This is a genomic window from Ciceribacter sp. L1K23, assembly GCF_018122705.1.
Lineage (GTDB): Bacteria > Pseudomonadota > Alphaproteobacteria > Rhizobiales > Rhizobiaceae > Allorhizobium.
On the sequence record NZ_JAGRRC010000001.1, the window covers coordinates 2,647,881 to 2,670,959 of the forward strand.

The 23,079-nt window shown below is 63.5% G+C and carries 12 protein-coding genes; 11 read left to right on the forward strand and 1 reads right to left on the reverse strand.

Annotated elements, in window-relative coordinates:
• The first annotated feature begins 12 nt into the window (after positions 1-12).
• From J5J10_RS22650 to J5J10_RS12885, 8 genes are all read left to right on the forward strand, one after another.
• Positions 13-1,296, forward strand: coding sequence for a calcium-binding protein (locus J5J10_RS22650; RefSeq protein WP_211930178.1), 1,284 nt, complete (start codon positions 13-15; stop codon positions 1,294-1,296).
• 147 nt (positions 1,297-1,443) lie between these two features.
• Positions 1,444-3,189, forward strand: a complete 1,746-nt coding sequence (locus J5J10_RS12855; protein ID WP_211930179.1) for a calcium-binding protein — start codon at positions 1,444-1,446, stop codon at positions 3,187-3,189.
• 144 nt (positions 3,190-3,333) lie between these two features.
• On the forward strand, positions 3,334-5,082 hold the full coding sequence (locus J5J10_RS12860; protein ID WP_249116737.1) for a calcium-binding protein: 1,749 nt from the start codon (positions 3,334-3,336) through the stop codon (positions 5,080-5,082).
• A 356-nt stretch (positions 5,083-5,438) separates the two neighbouring features.
• The gene (locus J5J10_RS22450) at positions 5,439-6,965 is read left to right on the forward strand and encodes a calcium-binding protein (RefSeq protein WP_249116738.1); all 1,527 of its coding nucleotides are present in this window, start codon (positions 5,439-5,441) and stop codon (positions 6,963-6,965) included.
• Between the two features lie 133 nt (positions 6,966-7,098).
• Positions 7,099-8,787 carry a calcium-binding protein gene (locus J5J10_RS12870; RefSeq protein ID WP_211930180.1) on the forward strand — a complete coding sequence of 563 codons (1,689 nt, stop codon included), beginning with the start codon at positions 7,099-7,101 and terminating at the stop codon, positions 8,785-8,787.
• Between the two features lie 186 nt (positions 8,788-8,973).
• Positions 8,974-10,983 (forward strand): calcium-binding protein, encoded by a 2,010-nt coding sequence (locus tag J5J10_RS22655; RefSeq protein WP_349252066.1) that lies wholly within the window; start codon positions 8,974-8,976, stop codon positions 10,981-10,983.
• A gap of 216 nt (positions 10,984-11,199) precedes the next feature.
• On the forward strand, positions 11,200-13,431 hold the full coding sequence (locus J5J10_RS12880) for a calcium-binding protein (RefSeq protein ID WP_211930181.1): 2,232 nt from the start codon (positions 11,200-11,202) through the stop codon (positions 13,429-13,431).
• 217 nt (positions 13,432-13,648) lie between these two features.
• A complete protein-coding gene (locus J5J10_RS12885) occupies positions 13,649-15,871 on the forward strand; it encodes a calcium-binding protein (RefSeq protein WP_211930182.1) in 2,223 nt (740 codons plus the stop codon).
• Between the two features lie 16 nt (positions 15,872-15,887).
• On the opposite strand, the gene J5J10_RS12890 is transcribed toward J5J10_RS12885, so the two are convergent.
• Complete coding sequence (locus J5J10_RS12890) at positions 15,888-16,907, reverse strand: helix-turn-helix domain-containing protein (RefSeq protein WP_211930183.1); 1,020 nt, start codon at positions 16,905-16,907, stop codon at positions 15,888-15,890.
• A 307-nt stretch (positions 16,908-17,214) separates the two neighbouring features.
• Here J5J10_RS12890 and J5J10_RS12895 point away from each other — a divergent pair, with 307 nt between their 5' ends.
• From J5J10_RS12895 to J5J10_RS22660, 3 genes are all read left to right on the forward strand, one after another.
• Complete coding sequence (locus J5J10_RS12895) at positions 17,215-19,359, forward strand: calcium-binding protein (protein WP_211930184.1); 2,145 nt, start codon at positions 17,215-17,217, stop codon at positions 19,357-19,359.
• A 30-nt stretch (positions 19,360-19,389) separates the two neighbouring features.
• Positions 19,390-20,973 carry a calcium-binding protein gene (locus J5J10_RS12900; protein ID WP_211930185.1) on the forward strand — a complete coding sequence of 528 codons (1,584 nt, stop codon included), beginning with the start codon at positions 19,390-19,392 and terminating at the stop codon, positions 20,971-20,973.
• 112 nt (positions 20,974-21,085) lie between these two features.
• Positions 21,086-23,050, forward strand: a complete 1,965-nt coding sequence (locus tag J5J10_RS22660; RefSeq protein WP_282959988.1) for a calcium-binding protein — start codon at positions 21,086-21,088, stop codon at positions 23,048-23,050.
• Positions 23,051-23,079: the final 29 nt, after the last annotated feature.

Genomic DNA, 23,079 nt, shown 5'->3' on the forward strand with positions numbered 1-23,079 from the left:
CGGGTCCCGCGTATGGCGAAGAACTACAGCGATTTCCTGAAGGCGCTCGGCGATCGCGAGTCCGGCGGCAATTACGGTGCCGTCAACCGCTACGGCTATCTCGGCAAATACCAGATGGGCGAGCTGGCGATGATCGATCTCGGCTATTATCGCCGCGATGGAACCTCGACCAACGACTGGAAGTCGTCCTACTTCACCGGCAAGGACGGCATCCGGTCCAAGGCCGATTTCCTGGCGAGCCCCGCCGTGCAGGAAAAGGCGGTCAAGGCCTACATGGTGCTGCAATGGCGCTACATGGCCTCCGTCCAGCAATACGAGGGCCAGACCGTCAACGGCACGAAGATCACGCTGTCGGGCATGCTGGCCGGTGCCCATCTGGTCGGCGCCGGCTCGGTCGCCAAATATCTGAAGTCCGGCGGCGACAGCGCCAGCTATGACGGCAACGGCGTCTCCGTCCTGAACTACGTCAAGCTCTTCGCCGGTTACGCCACGCCGTTTTCCTACGATCACGACAAGGCTGCGACCCTGACCGGCGGCAAGGGCGTCGATCTCTTCGATGCCGGCGGCGGTGACGATACGCTCTACGGCTATGGCGGCAACGACACGCTGAAGGGCGGTTCCGGCAATGACCGGCTCTACGGCGGCACCGGAAACGACCTGGTGAACGGCGGCTCCGGCGCCGACCGCATGGAAGGCGGCACCGGCAACGACACCTATTATGTCAACCACACCGGCGACGTGGTCATCGAGGCCTCCGGCGCCGGCACCGACACGATACGGTCGTCGATATCGCTGACGCTTCCCGCCAATGTCGAACACCTCGTGCTGACGGGATCGAAGCCGCTTTCCGCCACCGGCAATTCGCTCTCCAACACGCTATCAGGCAATGCCGGCGACAACCTGCTGAAAGGGCAGGGCGGCAACGATACGCTGATCGGCGGCGCCGGTGCCGACCGGCTCTACGGCGGCTCCGGCGCCGATCGGTTCGTCTTCAAGGCGCTGTCCGACAGCACGGTGGCCTCCGCCGGCCGCGACATGATCCACGATTTTTCGCGCAGCCAGGGCGACAAGATCGACCTTTCGGCCATCGACGCCTCGACCAGGTCCTCCGGCAACCAGGCCTTCTCCTTCATCGGCGAAAAATCGGCCTTCACCGGCACCGCCGGCGAGCTCCGCTATGTGAATTCCGGCGGCGATACCTTCGTCTACGGTGACGTCGACGGCGACCGCAAGGCCGATTTCGCGATACGCATCGATGCCGACATCAATCTCGTAAAGGGCGATTTCATCCTCTGAGCCGCCCGCCGGGTCCTCCGCAGCCGCGCCGGTCCAAAGGTTGCATGCATCGTATTTTCCCTCGTCAGACCTGACCTTTTATGGTTCTAGTCGCCGAACGAGCCCCGATGGCGGTGGGGTGCCGAGGCGTCACGAGGGAGAACGCGCATGGTTGTGCAGATCATAGACAACACCTTCAGCGGCAGCATCGATCTGTCAACGACCGACGACCTCCTGCTGACCGACTACACGGTGATCCAGTCGAGCGGCAATGCCGTCACCGGCTCCGGCTCCGGTCATCGCGTCGATGTCTACGGCAACATCACCTCGGGCTCCCACGCCATTGCCTTCTCGGAGTTCGGTCAATCCGACAACGGCGTCACCGTGCGCGAGAGCGGCATCGTCTACGGGCGTATCTCGGCGATCCGGATGTTCTCGGCCAACGGCTTCATCGACAATGACGGCGAACTGATCGGCAAGAACTTCGGCATCTCCCTGCGTGGCGACGCCAATACCGTCAGCAATGGCGGGTCGATCCGATCCAACGGCGTCGGCATAAACGGCGATGGCGGTCGCGTCACCGTCGACAACGCCGGCGACATCACCGGAACGACCGCGGCGATATCCAATTCGAATGGGGTCGGCGGCACGTCGGTGATCACCAATAGCGGCACCATCGTGGCGACCGCCGCCTCCAACGCCGCCATCTACCACTCCTCGTCGGTGACGGCGCGGGTGGAAATGACCAATACCGGCACCGTCACCAGTTCCGGCCTCTCCTACCGGTCGAACGGCGCCCTGGTGGTCGATATCCTCACCAATTCCGGCACCTTGATGGGCGGCGTCCGGCTCGGTGGCGCGGACGATACCTATGACGGCCGTCTCGGCACTGTGACAGGCACGATCTCAGGCGAGGACGGTAACGATACGCTGCTCGGCGGGTCGGGCGCGGAGACCTTGGACGGCGGTGCCGGAAACGACCTGCTGAACGGCGGTGCCGGTGCGGACACCCTGATCGGCGGCACGGGTGACGATACGTATTATGTCGACAATGCCGGCGACGGGGTTTTGGAGAATACCGGCGAAGGCACCGACACCGTCAACGCCTCGGTGAGCTACACGCTGACGGCCAATGTCGAGCACCTCGTTCTGACCGGCAGCGGCAACATCAACGCCACCGGCAATGCGCTCGACAACACGATCACGGGAAACAGCGGCAACAACGTGCTCAACGGCGGGGCAGGGGCCGACACCATGACCGGCGGCTCGGGCAACGACACCTACTATATCGACAACGCCGGCGACGTGATCGTCGAGGCCGCCAACGGCGGCACCGATACCGTCCGCTCCACTCTCACCCACACACTGTCGGCCAATTTCGAAAACCTTGCCCTGCTTGGCAGCGGCAACCTCAACGGCACCGGCAACACCGGCAATAACACGCTATCAGGCAATTCCGGCGCCAACATCCTGAAGGGCGGCGCCGGAAACGACACGCTGAACGGCGGCGCCGGCAATGACCGGTTGGAAGGCGGCTCGGGCAACGACGTCCTTTACGGCGCCGCCGGCGCGGACAAGCTCTACGGCAGTTCCGGCGCCGATCGCTTCGTCTTCAAGGCGCTTTCGGATTCGACCGTCTCCTCTTCCGGCCGCGACATGATCTACGACTTCACCCACAGCCACGGCGACCGCATCGACCTCTCGGCGATCGATGCCTCAACGAAATCCTCCGGCAACCAGACCTTCTCCTTCATCGGCGAGAAGGCCTATTCCGGCAAGGCGGGCGAGCTGCGCTATGTCAACTCGAACGGCGACACCTTCCTCTACGGCGACGTCAACGGCGACAAGAAGTCCGACTTCATGATCGCCTTCGACAAGACCATCGATTTCGTCAAGGGCGATTTCATCCTGTAACGCGCCGGCGTCATCAGATCGTCCCGTCCGGTCCAAAGGTTGCATGCATCGTAATATCTCTCGTCAGACCTGACCTTTTATGGTTCTAGTCGCCGAAGGCGAGCCGCTGGCGGGCGGCGCCACGGTTTGACGAGGAGACCCTGCATGGCCACGATAACCCTGTCGGAACTGGACGGCGACGGCATCGATCTGACGACGGATGACACCCTTGTCATCACGCGCTTCGGCAGCATCGCCATGGCGGACGGCGGGAGCGCCGTCTACGTCACCGGCTCCGGGAACAGCATCGATGTCGCCGGCAGCATTGTCGCCTACAGCGTCTGTATCGTCTTTCAACCGGGCCAGACCGGCAACACCGTGACAATCGGAGAGCATGGCTATCTCTACTCTGTCGGAAGTGCGATCCAGCTTCGGTCAGACAACAGCGTCGTCGAGAATGACGGCGTGATCAGGGCGCTGAACTACGGCCTTCTCATGCAGGGCGAGGGCGTCCGTTTGACAAACCGGAGCATTATCTCGTCGGACACAATCGGCGTCAGTGCCGGCACCGGATCTATGACGGTCGACAATTCCGGAGAACTCTATGGAACCCGCTGGGCCATGACGGTCGGCGGCACGGGAACGAAAACCGTTATCAACGCCGGTGTCATCGAGGGTGGCTTCAGCGGTGCCAACGCGGCCACGTTCTGGATCACGGGGTCCGACGCGACGCGCATGGAACTGACCAATACGGGCCGCATTTACAGCCCGGACAAGGCTTACCTGTCGGACGATGTGGCCGCGGTCGACATCATCACCAACTCTGGCACGATCGAAGGCACGATCCGGCTCGGCGCCTTGGCCGACATCTATGACGGCCGCCTCGGCACGGTGACAGGCACGGTCTACGGCGAGGATGGCAACGATACGCTTAAGGGCGGGTCGGGTGCGGAGACGCTGGACGGCGGCGCGGGCGACGATATCCTGAACGGCGGCGGCGGCGCCGATATCCTGATCGGCGGCACAGGCGACGATACCTATTATGTCGACACCGCAGGCGACGGGGTTTTGGAGAATACCGGCGAGGGCACCGACACCATCAATGCTTCGATCAGCTACACGTTGACCGCCAATGTCGAGCACCTGATCCTCACCGGCTCGGGCAATATCAACGCCACCGGCAACGCGCTCGCCAACACGCTATCAGGCAATGCCGGCAACAACGTGCTGAACGGCGGGACAGGGGCCGACACCATGACCGGCGGTGCCGGCAACGATACCTACTATATCGATACTGCCGGCGACGTGATCGTCGAGGCAGCGAACGGCGGCACAGATACCGTCCGCTCCACTCTCACCCACACTCTCTCGGCCAATTTCGAGAACCTGGCCCTGCTTGGCAGCGGCAACCTCAACGGCACCGGCAATACCGGCAACAACACGCTATCAGGCAATTCCGGCGCCAACATCCTGAAGGGCAGCGCCGGAAACGACACGCTGAACGGCGGCGCCGGCAATGACCGGCTGGAGGGCGGCTCGGGCAACGACGTTCTCTACGGCGGCGCCGGCGCGGACAAGCTCTACGGCAGTTCGGGCGCCGACCGCTTCGTCTTCAAGGCGCTTTCGGATTCGACCGTCTCCTCTTCCGGCCGCGACATGATCTACGACTTCACCCACAGCCATGGCGACCGCATCGACCTCTCGGCCATCGACGCCTCGACGAAATCCTCCGGCAACCAGGCCTTCTCCTTCATCGGCGAGAAGTCCTATTCCGGCAAGGCCGGCGAGCTGCGCTACGTCAACTCGAACGGCGATACCTTCCTCTACGGCGACGTCAACGGCGACAAGAAGTCCGACTTCATGATCGCCTTCGACAAAACCATCGACTTCGTCAAGGGCGATTTCATCCTGTGAAGCCGCTTGCCATCCGCCGACGGCTGGCCTGGTTGGCCGCGTGGTTGGATATCCCTGGCCCGCCACGTCGACCCCTTTTTGGTCGGCCCGACCTGTGACGGACGACACTCGTCCCTTCCCGGGATCGTGACAGCATCAGCGCAGGTCGTTTCTTTCCGGCGGGTGTCGTCGGGCCGCATGTCTTCCCCCAGCGTCGCCCCGCCGGAAAAGACGGTCGCCTTTCGAGACCTCAGGCAGGGGAACCACCAAAACTAGTCGCCGCGATGTCAGGAAATCTGTCGTTCGCGGGCATTGAAAGCCCTTAGATGGGGCGTTGGATTGATTTCGTTTCAGAACGCAGGGAATAGGGGAAGAAAATGGTGTTTCGCATCATCAACTCAGACACGGTTCCGGCGAGCGGGATCGCAGCCAACCTGTCGACCACGGACAGCATCATCGTCCTGGCGGGTGTGACACTTGGCACGACCACCTCCGCCGCGATTGACGGAACCGGCGACAACCACCTCGTGGAGGTCTTCGGCAATGTCGTGGCGACCGCCGCGCTCATTTCCACGTCAGCGGCCATCACTCTTGGCAATACCGGATCGATCAATTTCGGCCAGGTCGTGAATGTCTACGAAGGCGCGATGGTCTATTCGGGCTCGACCGGCATCTCGCTCTTTTCCCATGACAATGCGATCGACAATGCCGGCCGGATACAGGCCGGCACAGTCGGCATCTCCCTGACCAATCTCTCCACCACGACCACCACGACCATCGACAACAGCGGCTCGATCCTCGCGACCGCCGACGCAGGCATCGGCATCCGCCGTCTAAACGCTTCCACCGAGCGCGTGGTGCTCACCAATACCGGACTGATCGAGGCCGGCAGCTTCGCCTATACCTCCAACATCACCCCCGTCGCCATCGACGAAATCACGAATTCCGGCCGCATCATCGGCGACATCAACCTCTTCGGCGGCGACGACGTCTATGATGGTCGCTCGGGCCGGCTTTCCGGCGAAATTGACGGCGGAGACGGCGCCGACCGCATTCTGGGCGGGATCGACAACGACACCTTCGTCGGCGGTGCCGGCAACGATACGCTCGATGGCGGAGGTGGTAACGACAACCTGTCGGGCGGCACAGGGGCCGATACGCTTGATGGCGGCAACGGCAATGACAACCTCTCCGGCGGCGCCGATGCCGACACACTGAAGGGCGGTTCCGGCAACGACACGCTGGATGGCGGCACGGGCGCCGACCGCATGGAAGGCGGAACCGGCAACGACATCTTCGTCGTCGACACTATCGGCGACGTCGTGGTCGAGGCGGCGAACGGCGGCACTGACACGGTCCAGTCGTCGATCGCCTTCACGCTTTCGACCCATTTCGAGAAGCTGACATTGACCGGCAGCGGCAACATCGCCGGCACCGGCAACGCCGCCGCCAACACGCTCACAGGCAATACCGGCAACAACGCCCTGAAGGGGCTCGCCGGCAACGATACGATGAATGGCGGAGCCGGAAACGATTTCCTCACCGGCGGCACAGGCGCCGACAGGCTGACCGGCGGCGATGGCGCGGACCGCTTCATCTTCACCGCGCTCTCCGACTCGACCGTCTCCTCCTCCGGCCGGGACCTGATCCTCGATTTCTCCCGCAGCCAGGGCGATCGGATCGATCTCTCGGCCATCGACGCCTCGACCAAATCCTCCGGCAACCAGGCCTTCACCTTCATCGGCGAAAAGACCGCCTTCACCGGCAAGGCGGGCGAACTGCGCTATACCAATTCCGGCGGCGACACCTTCATCCATGGCGATGTCAACGGCGACAAGGTCTCCGACTTCTCCATCCGCCTCGACGCCGACATCAATCTCGTGAAGGGCGATTTCATCCTCTGACGGTCATCTGAACGCCAGTTCCGCAACGCGCCCAGTTTTGGACGTTTTGCGGGCCGATCCGCCCAATTTTGACTTTTGACTCGGCAAGGCCGCTGGCGACATCTCCCGTTCAACGCAACAGGAGATTTTGGCCATGGCCACCCAGACATTTACCGGCATCACCGCCCAGTCAGGCTTCCCCGCTTTCCTTGGCGAAACGGACAACGCCGAGATTGCCGCCGATGCCTTCCTCGCCAGCACCAGCCTGTTTGACTCGGCGGTCTGGTCCACCGGATCCAACCAGACCATCGATGTCTACGGGACGGTGTATGGGCGCACCTATTCGATCCAGGCGGGTACCAGCGGCACCTCGACCAACCAGACGATCAACGTCTACGCCGGCGCCTCTGTGCTCGCCGGTGGCGGCATATCGATCTCCGCGTCCAACTCCACGCTCACCAATGCCGGAAAGATCGCCGGCGCCTACGGTCTCTATTACAATGGAGCCGCAAGCGGCGATGGCGGCACGATCACCAACAGCGGCATCATCGCCGCCTCCGGCAACGACGATTATTATGCCGCGATCTACAATTCCGGCGAGGAGAAGCTGACGACCGTCAACACCGGGGTGCTCCAGGGCAGCATCTACGCCTATATCGGATCGGAATATGAGGAGGCGGTCGACGACCTGACCAACAGCGGCCGCATCGCCGGTGTCGTCAAGTTCGGCGGCGGCGACGACCGTTACGATGGCCGCCTCGGCACCATCAGCGGCGCCATCTACGGCGAGGCCGGCAACGACACGCTGCTCGGCGGCACCGGTAATGAAACCCTCGACGGCGGCGATGGCAACGACACGCTCGATGGCGGCGCTGGCGCGGACACTCTGGTGGGTGGTGCGGGCGATGACAGCCTTGACGGCGGCACGGGCGCCGACGCCATGACCGGTGGCACCGGCAACGACACCTATTACGTCGACAATGCCGCCGACACCGTCACGGAGGCGGCGGGCGAGGGCACCGATCTCGTGATCGCAAGCCGCAGCTGGACGCTTGGCGCCAATATCGAGAACCTGACCTTGACCGGCAGCGGCAATCTCTCCGGCACCGGCAATACGCTCGCCAATGTCATCACCGGCAATGACGGGGACAACGCCCTCTCCGGTGGTGCCGGTAACGACACGCTTTATGGCAATGCCGGCTACGACACGCTTGACGGTGGCGCAGGCGCCGACCGCATGGAAGGCGGCGCCGGCAATGACACCTATTACGTCGACAATTCCGGCGACGTGGTCGTCGAGGCCTCAGGCGCCGGCACCGACACGGTGAGCTCGAGCATCTCCTACACCCTGACGACCAATGTCGAGACCCTGGTTCTCACCGGCTCCGGCAATCTGAGTGGCAAGGGCAACGCCTCGGCCAACACGATCACCGGCAATACCGGCAACAACACGCTGCGCGGCGAGGCCGGAAACGATATCCTGACCGGCGGCAAGGGTGCCGACAAGCTCTACGGCGGCACCGGCGCCGACCGCTTCGTCTTCAAGGCGCTCTCCGACTCGACTGTGTCCTCCTCCGGCCGCGACACGATCTACGATTTCAGCCACAGCCAAGGCGACCGGATCGATCTCTCCGCCATCGACGCCAGCACCAAAAGCTCCGGGAACCAGGCCTTCACCTTCATCGGCGAGAAGGCCTATTCCGGCAAGGCCGGCGAACTCCGCTACGTCAATTCCGGCGGCGACACCTTCATCTATGGCGACGTCAACGGCGACAAGAAATCCGATTTCGCGATCAAGATCGATGCCAATATCGACCTCGTGAAAGGCGATTTCATCCTCTGATACGAACGGAATCCGCCTCGGTCTCGTCCATGGGAGAGAGCGAGGCGGACCGCTCCGGCCCTCGCGCCGGTGCGATCCCCCATGTTCATGGCATGTTGCAAATCGCGGGTCTGTGGTTGTGTCAGGCTCGGACAGCCGGCGTATGCGACCGGCAAAAGCGATTTTTGATCACGGGGAGCGAATACAGTGGCCGATCGGACCTTCTCTGGAGTGACCGTCGAGGACAGCTACGCCGCATTTATCGACAGCGGCGATAACGTGACAGTTGCGGCGGGCGCTCTGCTGGCCGGCACGGGCTTCATCGGCACCGGTCTTACACTGCTCAGCAACAGCGAAGCCGATATCTACGGCACCGTCTTCGGCACCTTCCAGTCGATAGCCGTCAGCGGAAACCCTTCGGCGGCCGGCAATATCGTCGTCCGCATCCACCGCAACGGCGCCGTGACCTCGGAGAACGACGGTTTCTACGTCTACTCCTCCGGCGCTTCCATCGACAATGCCGGCACGATCAGCGGCAGCTTCGGCTTCGGTGTCACCGCTTACGGCCTCGGCCCCACCACCCTTGTCAACAGCGGTTCGATCATCGGTCATGGCACGAACACCTACGACGGCGGCATTCTGCAGCTTGGCTCGGAACGCTTGGTCGTCACCAATACAGGCCTGATCAAGGGCGCCCTCTCCTCTTTCAATGGAGTGTTCGGCGGCGGTGTCTCTCAGATCACCAATAGCGGCCTGATGGTCGGGCAGGTTCTGCTCGGCGGCGGCGCCGACCTCTATGACGGCCGCCTCGGCTTCATCGACGGCATCGTCTATGGCGGCGACGGCAACGACACCCTGCGCGGCGGCCTGGGCGACGAGACCCTGAATGGCGAGGAGGACGACGATACGCTGGAGGGCAATGGCGGCGCCGACACGCTGATCGGCGGCAATGGCAATGACAGCCTCGACGGCGGTTCGGGCGACGATCTGCTGCAGGGTGACGCCGGCAACGACACCCTCGATGGCGGCACCGGCGCCGACACGATGGAAGGCGGCGTTGGCGACGATACCTATTATGTCGACGATGCCGGCGATGTGGTGAGCGAAGAGGAAGACGCCGGCACCGATACGGTCCGCGCGGCGATCTCCTACGTGTTGACGGCCAATGTCGAGAACCTGACGTTGACGGGCTCCGGCAACATCAACGGCACCGGAAACGATCTCGACAACACCATCATCGCCAATGCAGGTGACAACACGCTTTCCGGCGGCGGCGGCGATGACGACCTCTACGGCGCCGACGGCAGCGACATCATCGACGGCGGCACCGGCGCCGACATGATGGACGGCGGCACCGGCGACGATACCTATTATGTCGACAATGCCGGCGACTCCGTGGTCGAGGGCTCGGGCGCCGGCACCGACACCGTCCGCGCGACGATCTCCTACACGCTGGCCGACAATGTGGAAAAGCTCATCCTGGCCGGCACGTCCGGCCTGTCGGGCACCGGCAACGGCCTTGCCAACACGCTGACGGGCAATGCCGGCAACAACACGCTCGATGGCGGCGCAGGCGCCGACCGGATGGAGGGCGGTGCCGGCAACGACACCTATGTCGTCGACAATGCCGGCGACACGGTCGTCGAGGGATCGAGCGCCGGCACGGACACGGTCCGCGCCTCCGTCTCCCATACGCTTGCGACCAACGTCGAGAACCTGGTCCTGACGGGCTCCGGCAATATCGCCGGCACCGGCAACTCCGCCGCCAACGCCATGACAGGCAATGCCGGCAACAACACGTTGAAGGGGCTCTCCGGCAACGACACGCTGAAGGGCGAGGGCGGCAACGATTATCTCACCGGCGGTTCGGGCGCCGACAAGCTCTACGGCGGCAGCGGCGCCGACCGCTTCATCTTCACCGCGACCGCCGACTCCACCGTCTCGTCTTCCGGCCGCGACATGATCTACGATTTCAGCCACGGCCAGGGCGACCGCATCGATCTTTCGGCGATAGACGCCAGCACCAAGAGCTCCGGCAACCAGGCCTTCACCTTCATCTGCGAGAAGGCCTATTCCGGCAAGGCCGGCGAACTCCGCTACGTCAATTCCGGCGGCGACACTTACGTCTACGCCGACGTCAACGGCGACAAGGTCGCCGACTTCGCCATCCGCGTCGATGCCACCATCGATTTCATGAAGGGCGATTTCATCCTCTGAGGCCGAAGGTTGTGCCGCGTCCCGCCCATGCCGACGCCGGCCGAAGAATTCGGCGCTGCCACGATCAAAAATGGACGGCGACTCCCCTTTGCCGTCCCGCTAGCCTCCGCGCCAATGACAGGCCGCATCCGGGCCGTATGAGGACGCTCCTTTCCGAAATGTCCCATCCGGTCCGCCCGCCTGTCCCAGAAAGACTGTGCGGGAGGCGGAAGGATCATGACGGCAAGAGCGACCGGTGGCAGCGAGACCATCGTCAACACGACGACTGAATACGGTCAACACAGCAGCGTGATCACCATGCTCGCCGACGGCGGTTGGGTGGTGACATGGCAGGGGTCGCCTCAGAATATCAGCGGGACCAAGATCTTTTTGCAGCGTTTCGGTGCCGATGGCGCCGCGATCGGCGGGGAGGTGCAGGTCAACACCACTCTGGCGCTCTATGAGCAGGCTCCTAAGGTCACGGCCTTGGCCGAAGGCGGCTGGGTCATCGCATGGGAACACTATGACCACGAGGCCGGCGACAGCGACGTCTACCAGCAGCGTTTCGACGCGAATGGCATGGCGTTGGGCGGCGAGGTCCGCATCAATACGTCGGCTGATGGCTTTCAGGGCATTGTGTCTCTCACAGGGCTTGCGGACGGTGGCTGGATCGCGACTTGGAGTTCCGATCATGAAGGCGATGCTAATGTCTACCAGCGGCGTTTCGCCTCGGATGGTATGGCTAGCGCTATGGAAATACGTGTTGGTGGCACGAACACGGGACAGCAATACAACTCGGTGGTCGCCGCCCTGTCCGATGGAGGTTGGGTCGTAGCGTGGACCCTCCAGAACAGCGAGAGCGGCAACTATGGTATTCGTCAGTTGCGCTTTGCGGCAGATGGGACGGCGATGGGCGAAACAGAAACTATCGGCACGGATAGAGCCGGCGTTGATCCAACAGCTGCCATTGCTGGTCTGTCCGATGGCGGTTGGGTGGTAACATGGCACTCCTCCGATGATCCCTATCAAAACGAGGTCTACCAGCAACGCTTTAACGCCGATGGCAGTGCCGCCAGCGCCGAGCAACGCGTCAACACGACCACCTCAGGCGATCAGTCGTTTCCGGCGTTAACGGCGCTTGCGGACGGGGGGTGGGTGATTGTCTGGGGTTCCAGCCATAGCGGCAGCCGAAACATCTACCAGCAGCGATACGACGCCGCTGGTAATATGGTGGGAACCGAAAGCAGGTTGAATGTCGAAGGCCCTGGCGGCGGGCCGCAAGTCGCATCACTGCCCGACGGCGGCTGGGTCGTGACATGGACGACGTCGGATGGGAGCGATTCCGGCATCGCCCAACGCGTCTTCGCCACCGACATCGACGGCACGGCGCGGGCCGACACGCTGGAAGGCACGGCCTTCGACGAGACTATCCGCGGCTACGGCGGCAACGACACGCTCGACGGCGCCGGCGGCAACGACATCATGCTCGGCGGCTTCGGCAACGATACCTACATCGTCGACTCGGCCGGCGACCAGGTCCAGGAAATGGCCGCCCAGGGCACGGATACCGTCCGTGCTTCGATCTCCTACACCCTCGGCGGCTCGGTGGAAAACCTCGTGCTGACAGGCAGCGCCAACCTCACCGGCACCGGCAACAGTCTCGCCAACGTCATCACGGGCAACAGTGGCAACAACACGCTTCTTGGCGTTGCCGGAAATGACCGGCTCGATGGTGGCGCGGGCAATGACAGGCTGGAAGGCGGTACCGGCAACGATACGCTCATCGGCGGGTCCGGAAACGACAGCCTTGATGGAGGCACCGGCGCCGACCGCATGGAAGGCGGCACGGGCAACGATACCTACTACGTCGACAATTCCGGCGACGTTGTCGTAGAGGCGGCGAACGCCGGCACCGATACGGTCCGCTCCTCGATCAGCCACACGCTGGCCGCCAATGTCGAGAACCTCATCCTTTCCGGCTCAGGCAACCTCAACGGCAACGGCAACACGCTCGCCAACGCGCTCACCGGAAATTCCGGCAACAACATCCTCAAAGGCCTCGCCGGCAACGACACCCTGCGCGGCGAGGGCGGCAACGACCAGCTGACGGGCGGGGCAGGGGCCGACAAGCTCTACGGTGGATCGGGCGCCGACCGCTTCATCTTCACCGCGCTCTCGGACTCGACGGTGGGCTCCACCGGCCGGGACATGATCTACGACTTCTCCCGCAGCCAGGGCGACCGGATCGATCTCTCCGCCATCGACGCGTCGACCAAGAGCTCCGGGAACCAGGCCTTCACCTTCATCGGCGAGAAGACCGCCTTCACCGGCAAGGCGGGCGAACTCCGCTACATCAACTCCGGCGGCGACACCTTCATCTACGCCGACGTCAACGGCGACAAGGTCTCGGACTTCGCCATCCGCGTCGACGCCACGATCGATTTCGTGAAGGGCGACTTCATCCTCTGAGGCCGAAGGTTGTGCCGCGTCCCACCCATGCCGACGCCGGCCGAAGAATTCGGCGCTGCCACGATCAAAAATGGACGGCGACTCCCCTTTGCCGTCCCGCTAGCCTCCGCGCCAACGACAGGCCGCATCCGGGCCGTATGAGGACTTTCCTTTCCTGACATGTCCCATCCGGCCCGCCCGCCTGTCCCAGAAAGACTGTGCGGGAGGCGGAAGGATCATGACGGCAAGAGCGACCGGTGGCAGCGAGACCATCGTCAACACCACGACTGACGGCATTCAGTGGAGCGCCACGATCACCACGCTCGCCGATGGCGGCTGGGTGGTGGCATGGTCACATCTGAACGAAGCAGGCACCGTTGGGGTGCGGCAGCAGCGCTATGACGCCACGGGCGTCGCGGTGGGCGACGAGGTTCTGGTGTACGAAGGTGTCATTAACACCACCAATACCAATCCTGCCATCGCCGCCCTCGTCGACGGTGGGTGGGTCGTCACGTGGACGTGCGATGCCCTCACTTGGAACGACGGAATTTTTCACAGGCGTTTCGACTCCGAAGCGCAGCCGATGGGCGTTGAAAGCCGGGTCGATAGCCAGGTGAACTACACTCGCGATCTCTCGTCCGTCACCTCTCTATCCGACGGTGGCTGGGTTGTTACCTGGCAGTCCTTCGATCAGGACGGCTCGGGATACGGAATCTATCAGCAGCGCTTCAATGGCGAGGGGGAGGCCGTGAGTGTTGAAACGCGCGTCAATACACATGTTGTCGGCTATCAGACCGAGGCAACCGTCACGGCACTGTCCGATGGCGGGTGGGTGGTGGTGTGGGTCTCCAGCGATCAGGAAGTCTCTATGGATATCTACCAGCAGCGCTATGGTGCCGACGGAAATGCGATAGGCGCCGAGCAGCGGGTCAATAGCTTTCTCGGTGGCGCCCAGCTTACGAGTTCGGTCGCGGCGCTCGCCGATGGCGGCTGGCTCGTCACATTTGCGTCCAACGGTCAGACTGGAAGTCACGATGTGTATCAGCGGCGTTACGACGCCGATGGAAATGCCGTCGGGGAGGATCAACTGGTCAACACGTTCCGGGCAGGGATTGAACGCGAGTCGGTCGCGGCCGGTCTTGCAGATGGTGGCTGGATAATTGTCTGGACGTCCTTGCAGCAGGACAGTGTGTACCAGCAGCGGTATGATGCCGCTGGCCATGCGGTGGGAACCGAAACCAGGATGAATATCCAAGGTTCTGCCCGCGCGCCCCAAGTCGCGTCATTACCCGACGGCGGCTGGGTCGTGACATGGCAAACGTCGGATGGGAGCGGTTCCGGCATCGCCCAACGCGTCTTCGCCACCGACATCGACGGCACGGCACGCGCCGAGACGCTTGATGGCACCGCCTTCGACGAGACCATCCGCGGCTATGGCGGCAACGACACGCTCGACGGCGCCGGCGGCAACGACATCATGCTCGGCGGCTTCGGCAACGATACCTACATCGTCGACTCGGCCGGCGACCAGGTCCAGGAAATGGCCGCCCAGGGCACGGATACCGTCCGTGCTTCCATTTCGTACACCCTCGGCGGTTCGGTGGAGAACCTCGTGCTGACAGGCAGCGGCAACCTCACCGGCACCGGCAACAGCCTCGCCAATGTCATCACAGGAAACTCCGGCAACAATACCCTGAGCGGCCTTGGCGGCAACGATCGCATCGATGGCGGTTCGGGTAATGACACGCTCGACGGCGGCGCGGGCAACGATACTTTGCTGGGCGGTTCCGGCAACGATACGCTGAACGGCGGCTCGGGCGCCGACCGCATGGAAGGCGGCACGGGCAACGATACCTACTACGTCGACAATTCCGGCGACGTTGTCGTCGAAGGTTCGAACGCCGGCACCGATACGGTCCGCTCCTCGATCAGCCACACGCTGGCAACCAATGTCGAGAACCTGATCCTTTCCGGCGCAGGCAACCTCAACGGCAACGGCAACGCCTCGGCCAACGTGCTCACCGGCAACTCCGGCAACAACATCCTCAAAGGTCTGGCCGGAAACGACACCCTCAAGGGCGAGGCCGGCAACGACCAGCTCACCGGCGGTTCTGGCGCCGACAAGCTCTACGGTGGATCGGGCGCCGACCGCTTCATCTTCACCGCGACCTCTGACTCCACCGTCTCCTCCACCAGCCGCGACATGATCTACGACTTCTCCCGCAGCCAGGGCGACAAGATCGACCTCTCGGCCATCGACGCCAGCACCAAAAGCTCCGGCAACCAGGCCTTCACCTTCATCGGCGAGAAGGCCTATTCCGGCAAGGCGGGCGAACTGCGCTACGTCAATTCCGGCGGCGATACCTATGTCTACGCCGACGTCAACGGCGACAAGGCGTCCGACTTCGCCATCCGCATCGACGCAAACATCGACCTCGTGAAGGGCGATTTCATCCTCTGAGGCATGCGCGCGCCGCTCAGCTCAGCCGCTCTTCCCAGGCGCGGAAGAGGTTGGCGTTTTCCGTGTCGATCAACGGTCCCGCCGGCATGTCCATGGCGCGGGTCCGGCGCGGCGCGAAGCCGAACTGGCGGCGGAAGGCGCGGCTGAAATGGGCGGCGCTGACGAAGCCGTAGGCGCGTGCCACCTCGCCGACCGAGATCGCGTCGCCGCCATTGAGCCGGGAATGGATCGTCTCCAGCCGCCGCCGCCGGATATAGGCGGTCACCCCGCCGGTATTGGCGAAGGCGCGGTAGAGATTGGACTGCGACACCGCGAGATCGGAGGCGATCTTCTTCGGCGTCAGGTCGGCGGCGGTGAGGTTCTGGTCGATATAGGCCTCAACCCGTTGGCGCAGCGGCACGGAGGGTTTCTGCGGCGGGACCGGCGCGTCGCGCTCCTTGGCACGCAAGGCCGTCACCAGCAGGTTGACGAAGGCGGTCGTCAGGTTCGCCGCGTCGGCGGCCTGCATTTCGCCCACCTGCCGGACGAGCGACAGCAGGCAATCGGCGAGCAGCCGCCCCCAGGGCCCGTCGATCACCCGTCCATGGTGGTGGAACGGCTCGTGGTTGACGGCGGTGAAGGCGCGGCGCGCCACCGTGCAGGTCACGCACTCGATGACGGAGCTTTCCGTCGTCAGCGGCCGGCGCGCGTCGAAGGCGGCAACCTCGCCCTGCCACATCTGCCGCGGCTCGCCCTGATCGTCCGTCTGGAAGGTCAGCGTGCCGGCATTGATCAGCACCACCTGCACCCAGTCGAGGCCGTCGGCGCGGATCATCTCGGTCGTGCGCGAAAATTTCGTCGGATCGAGCCGCGAATGGGTGAGCACCATGTCGCCCAGCATCCAGGCATCGACCACGGCCATGAACGGCTCCGTCGCCGCCACCGGCCGGGTGATCTTGTGGGTGGTAACGCCGCGGCTCCAGGTGGCGAACTGCTCTGCGGCGGGAAAATCTTGCGTATCGACGTGAATGGCAGGGATCGGTGTCTTGATCGTCATGGGCCGGTCGGGTCAAAGATGGGCTGGTGCTGAAATCGTCAGGGCAAGGAAAACATTCTTCCGCGTTTTTGACCAGCCACGTCACGCATTTTGACCATTCCCGCCAAAATCGCGTCTGCCGGACAATTACCTCCCAAAATTGTTGTAACCGCTTTTTTCCTTGTCTATCCATCCTGTTAGCAGGGGTGCCGACCGCTGAAAAGCAAGGTGTGTCGCCGGTCACGCGGACTTGATTGTCGCGGGACCGAACGACGGCGCCTGTCCTTTCGCCGGCCCCTTTTCTCAACGGCGGGATGGAGGTTTCGACATGGGATCCGAGGCGACAGGCAGCGCAATCGAGCGCGTCAACACCAGCTCTGGCGGTTTTAGCCAATCGGTCACGGGCCTCGCCGACGGTGGCTGGGTCGTCGCTTGGGTTGTGGATGTGGAGGGCGGTGGAAAAGGCATATCCATGCAGCGCTATGCCGCCGACGGCAGTCGTGTCGGCGGAGTAATCGAGCTTGCCTCGGACATGACCTACGCTGTTGCTCCACGCGTCACCGCACATGAAGACGGCGGCTGGGTTCTGAACTGGCTCGGCGATGATACCGATTTCGAATCGGGTGACATCTTCCAGCGACGCTACGATTCCAACGGCGGGCTGGTGGGATCCCCAAGCCAGGTCAACACCTTCGAAACGACGATCTCCTACGAGCGCTCCATCGCATTGTTGTCGGATGGCGGGTGGGTCGTCACTTGGTCTGGGTTCGACATAGACCTCGATGGCAACGGCATTGTCCAGCGGCGCTACGCGGCGGATGGAACGCCGGTCGGGGGTGAGATCGTGGTCAACACCTATCATCCGGGCAGCCAGGACACTCCCTCGGTGACGGCGCTGGAGGACGGTGGCTGGCTCGTGGCCTGGACCGCCTTCGATGATCGTGCCGACGACACCGATATATACATGCAGCGCTATGCGGCCAACGGCGTGCTGGTTGGGTCCGAAACGCGCGTCAATACCGCAACTGTCGGCAGCCAGGTCGATGCGGCCGCTACGGGGCTGGAGGACGGTGGCTGGGTGGTGGTCTGGCAGGGGCTGGATAGCAATCAGCATGGCGTTTATCTTCAGCGCTATGATGCCAATGGCGATCCGGTCGGCGGCGAAGTCGCGGTCAATACCACGACGAGCGGCGCGCAGGGTTCCCCTGCCATCGTCGCCCTTGCGGATGGCGGCTTTGTCGTCGCCTGGGTTTCGCAAGGCCTAGGCGGTATCTTTAGTCTCGTCCAGCAGCGCTTCAACGCGGCCGGCAGTCGCGTCGGAGGCGAGACCGTGATCGTCGATAGCAACGTCTCGGACAAGCCATCCATCGTGGCGACGGAATACGGCTGGCTGGTGATGTGGAACGCCAGCAGCAGCGCGCCAGGGGGGCAAGGCCCCCATATCCGCCACTACGCCCTCGATCGCGTCGGCACCACCGGGGCCGACACGCTGACCGGCTCGTCCTGGGCGGAGACGCTGAAAGGCCTCGGCGGCAACGATGTGCTGAACGGCCTCGGCGGCGCCGACCGCATGGAAGGCGGTACCGGCAATGATACCTACTACGTCGACAACACAGGCGATGTCGTCGTCGAAGGCGCCAATGCCGGCGCCGATACCGTCCGCGCATCGGTCTCGCATACCCTCGCCGCCAATGTCGAGAACCTCGTTCTCACGGGCTCGGGCAACATCGCCGCGACCGGCAACACCCGCGACAACGTCATCACCGGCAATTCCGGCAACAACACGCTGCGCGGCCTTGGCGGCGCCGACACCCTGAACGGCGGCCTGGGCGCCGACCGCATGGAAGGGGGCACCGGCAACGACACCTATTACGTCGATAACTCGGGTGACCTGGTCGTCGAGGCGGCCAATGCCGGCACGGACACGGTCCGCGCTTCCCGCAGCTACACGCTCGGCAGCCATGTCGAAAACCTCGTGCTAACAGGTACAGGCAACCTCTCCGGCACCGGCAACAGCCTCGCCAACGTGATCACCGGCAATTCCGGCGCCAACGCGCTCTCCGGCCTCGCCGGCAACGACACCCTGAAAGGCGAGGCCGGCAACGACCGCCTCGCCGGCGGCACGGGCGCCGATACGCTCTATGGCGGCACGGGCGCCGACCGTTTCGTGTTTACCGCGCTCGCCGACAGCACGGTTTCCTCCACCGGCCGCGACGTGATCAAGGATTTCTCCCGCTCGCAGGGCGACCGGATCGACCTCTCGGCGATTGACGCCAGCACCAGGACCTCCGGCAACCAGGCTTTCTCCTTCATCGGCGAGAAGTCCTATTCCGGCAAGGCCGGCGAGCTCCGCTATGTCAACTCCGGCGGCGACACCTTCATCTACGCCGACGTCGACGGCGACAGGAAATCCGATTTCGCCATCCGCATCGACGCCAATATCGACCTCGTGAAGGGCGACTTCATCCTTTGATCAACAGAGACTTTGTGACGGGAGAAAATCATGACGACGACGATTACCTCCAGTTGGACCGGCACCGGCACCTTTCTCGATATCGAGGACGCAGACCAGTATGTCATCGCCGCCGGCGTCAGCATCATGTCGACATTTGGTGGAACGGCCATCTATATCGAGGCCGATAATGCGCGTCTCGATGTTGAAGGCATGGTCGTCGGCAACAATGCCATCGCCGGCCTTGAATACGGCAACGCGACGATCAATGTCGGCCCGCTCGGAGCGGCCTTGGGATCGGCGGGCGATGCCATCTCGCTGATCGACTACGGCCATGTCATCAGCAATCAAGGGCTGATCTGGGGGGCCTCGTACGGCATCAATTTCCAGCCGCTGTTTGCCGCCGGAGGTGGTGTCAATACCATCACCAATGACGGGACCATCATCGGCACCACGATCGCGATCTACTCAAGCGTCAGCGACGCCCGCATCGAGGTCACCAATACCGGGCGGATCGAGGGCGGAACCCATGCCTTGCAATCCGGCGGTGCGGCGGACCGCCTGACCAACAGCGGCACCATCAAGGGCGCGATCTCGTTCGGCAGCGGTGACGACTATTACGACGGCCGCCTCGGCACGATCGTCGGCGACGTCGAGGCCGGCGATGGCGACGACGAATTGCTCGGCGGCGCAGGCGCCGAAACCTTCTATGGCGGCGATGACAACGACATCCTGAACGGCGGCGGCGGCGCCGACACCCTCTTTGGCGGAACCGGCAACGATACCTATTTTGTCGACAATGCCGGCGACGTGGTCACGGAGAACGCGGGCGAGGGCACAGATACCGTCCGCGCGTCGATCAGTTACGTGCTGACAGCCAATGTCGAAAACCTCGTATTGACGGGCACAGCCAATATCAGCGGCACCGGCAACGCGCTCGCCAACACGCTGACCGGCAATGCCGGCAACAACACGCTCGACGGGCTCGCGGGCGCCGACACCATGACCGGCGGCGCCGGCAACGACACCTATGTCGTCGACAATGCCGGCGACATCGTCGTTGAAGCGGCCAACGCCGGCATCGACACGGTCCGCGCCGCCCGCAGCTACACCCTTGGCGCCAATGTCGAAAACCTCGTGCTGACAGGCACCGGAGGATTGACGGGCACCGGCAACAGCCTCGCCAACGTGATCACCGGCAACACCGGCAATAACACGCTCTCCGGCCTCGCCGGCAACGACACCCTGAAAGGCGAGGCCGGCAACGACCGCCTTGCCGGCGGCACGGGCGCCGACAAGCTTTACGGCGGGACGGGCGCCGATCGGTTCGTCTTCACCGCACTCTCCGACAGCACCGTCGCGTCGTCGGGCCGCGACACGATCTACGACTTCTCTCGCAGTCAGGGCGACAAGATCGACCTCTCCGCCCTCGACGCGTCGACGAAATCCACGGGCAACCAGGCCTTCTCCTTCATCGGCGAGAAGGCATTCACCGGCAAGGCGGGCGAACTCCGCACCGTCCATTCCGGCGGCGACACCTTCATCTACGCTGACGTCAACGGTAACAAGACCCCCGATTTCGCGATCAGGATCGACGCTAACATCGACCTCGTGAAGGGCGATTTCATTTTGTGAGGCGGCGGATCGGGCGAGCCGGCGGTAGGCGGACCGCCGCCGGTTCGCAACCATGTGTTCGAGGGCCGCGCGGCGTGGATCGCTGCGTTCCATAGCTTCGGGAGATCGGATAATGGCACTGCAAGACTTTACCGGCAGGACTGTCGGCACTACCGCGACGGCGATCACGAGCGGCGATGATGTGATCGTCCGCTACGGCGCCGTCGTTGGCAATACGGCCACATTCAACGCCGCAGGCATCACCGCCTATGGCACGAACCACGACATCGACATCTACGGCCACGTTTTCGGCGGGACCTGGTCGATCTCACTCGGCTCGAATAGCGCGATCGCTGGTAGCAATGTGCTCACCGTTCATGCCACCGGTGTGCTGACCTCGACCGTCGAGGGCGTTCTCGTGACGTCTTCCGGCAGCCTGATCACTAACGCCGGACTGATCTCCGGCACCTACGGTATCTTTATCGCCGCAAGCGGCTCCACCACGTCGACCATCGTCAACAGCGGCTCGATCATCGGCGCAGGCGATTCGCTTTACGCAGCCATCGAGCAGTACGGATCCGAGAAGCTCGTCCTGACCAATACCGGCCTCATCGCGGGCGTAACGACGTCCTTCAATGGCTCGTTCGTCCCAAGCAATCTTGCTGTCACCGAAATCACCAACAGTGGCCGCATGATCGGCGACGTGCTGCTCGGCGGCGCCGACGATCTCTATGACGGACGGCTGGGCTCGATCCTTGGTGTCGTTTACGGCGGCAGTGGCAACGACGTGCTCCAAGGCGGCACCGGCAACGAGACGCTCGACGGCGGCGCCGACGATGACCAGTTGGAAGGCAATGCCGGAACCGACACGTTGATCGGCGGCACTGGCAATGACAGCCTCGACGGCGGCACCGGCGCCGATCGCATGGAGGGAGGCAGCGGAAACGACACCTACTACGTCGACAATACCGGCGACGTCGTGACCGAGAGCACGGGCGAGGGCACGGACACCGTCAACGCCGCGATCAGCTATGCCTTGACCGCCAATGTCGAGAATCTGGTGCTGTCGGGCACCGACGATATCGACGGCACCGGCAACGACCTCGACAACACCTTGACCGGCAATGACGGCGACAACAGCCTGTCCGGCGGCGCCGGCACCGATACGCTCTACGGCGCCGATGGCAATGACGTTCTCGATGGCGGCGCCGGTGCCGACACCATGGAGGGCGGCATCGGCAACGATACCTTCCATGTCGACGACGCCGGCGATGTTGTCACCGAAAACAGCGGGGCAGGGACGGATACGGTCAATGCCTCGATCACCTACGCCCTGACGGCCAATGTCGAAAATCTCGTCCTCACAGGCACCGGCAATATCAACGGCACCGGCAACGACCTCGCTAATAGCCTGACTGGCAACGCCGGCAACAACGTCCTGAACGGGGGCACCGGCGCCGACCGGATGGAGGGAGGTCAGGGCAACGACATCTACTATGTCGACAACGTCGGCGACGTGGTGGTCGAGGCCGCGAACGCCGGCACCGATACGGTCCGCGCCAGCCGGAGCTACACCCTTGGCGCCAATGTCGAAAACCTGATCCTGACAGGCACCGGAAACCTCTCCGGCACCGGCAACAGCCTCGCCAACGTGATCACCGGCAATTCCGGCGCCAACACGCTCTCCGGCCTCGCCGGCAACGACACCCTGAAAGGCGAGGCCGGCAACGACCGCCTGACCGGAGGTAATGGCGCCGACAAGCTTTACGGCGGGACGGGCGCCGATCGGTTCGTCTTCACCGCACTCTCCGACAGCACCGTCGCGTCGTCAGGCCGCGACACGATCTACGATTTCAGCCGCAGCCAAGGCGACCGGATCGACCTCTCGGCCCTCGACGCCAGCACCAAAAGCTCCGGCAACCAGGCCTTCTCCTTCATCGGCGAGAAGGCATTCACCGGCAAGGCGGGAGAGCTCCGCACCGTCCATTCCGGCGGCGACACCTTCATCTACGCGGACGTGAACGGCGACCGGAAATCGGATTTTTCGATCCGGATCGACGCCAACATCGACCTCGTGAAGGGCGATTTCGTTTTGTGAGACGGCGCCGCGGGTGCGCTCGTGATCGA

Bases quoted from the DNA above. Each gene is read 5' to 3' on its own strand.
- J5J10_RS22650 (WP_211930178.1), top strand. From the start codon at position 13: ATGGCGAAGAACTACAGCGATTTCCTGAAGGCGCTCGGCGATCGCGAG.
- J5J10_RS12855 (WP_211930179.1), top strand. From the start codon at position 1,444: ATGGTTGTGCAGATCATAGACAACACCTTCAGCGGCAGCATCGATCTG.
- J5J10_RS12860 (WP_249116737.1), top strand. From the start codon at position 3,334: ATGGCCACGATAACCCTGTCGGAACTGGACGGCGACGGCATCGATCTG.
- J5J10_RS22450 (WP_249116738.1), top strand. From the start codon at position 5,439: ATGGTGTTTCGCATCATCAACTCAGACACGGTTCCGGCGAGCGGGATC.
- J5J10_RS12870 (WP_211930180.1), top strand. From the start codon at position 7,099: ATGGCCACCCAGACATTTACCGGCATCACCGCCCAGTCAGGCTTCCCC.
- J5J10_RS12880 (WP_211930181.1), top strand. From the start codon at position 11,200: ATGACGGCAAGAGCGACCGGTGGCAGCGAGACCATCGTCAACACGACG.
- J5J10_RS12885 (WP_211930182.1), top strand. From the start codon at position 13,649: ATGACGGCAAGAGCGACCGGTGGCAGCGAGACCATCGTCAACACCACG.
- J5J10_RS12890 (WP_211930183.1), bottom strand. From the start codon at position 16,907: ATGACGATCAAGACACCGATCCCTGCCATTCACGTCGATACGCAAGAT.
- J5J10_RS12895 (WP_211930184.1), top strand. From the start codon at position 17,215: ATGGGATCCGAGGCGACAGGCAGCGCAATCGAGCGCGTCAACACCAGC.
- J5J10_RS12900 (WP_211930185.1), top strand. From the start codon at position 19,390: ATGACGACGACGATTACCTCCAGTTGGACCGGCACCGGCACCTTTCTC.
- J5J10_RS22660 (WP_282959988.1), top strand. From the start codon at position 21,086: ATGGCACTGCAAGACTTTACCGGCAGGACTGTCGGCACTACCGCGACG.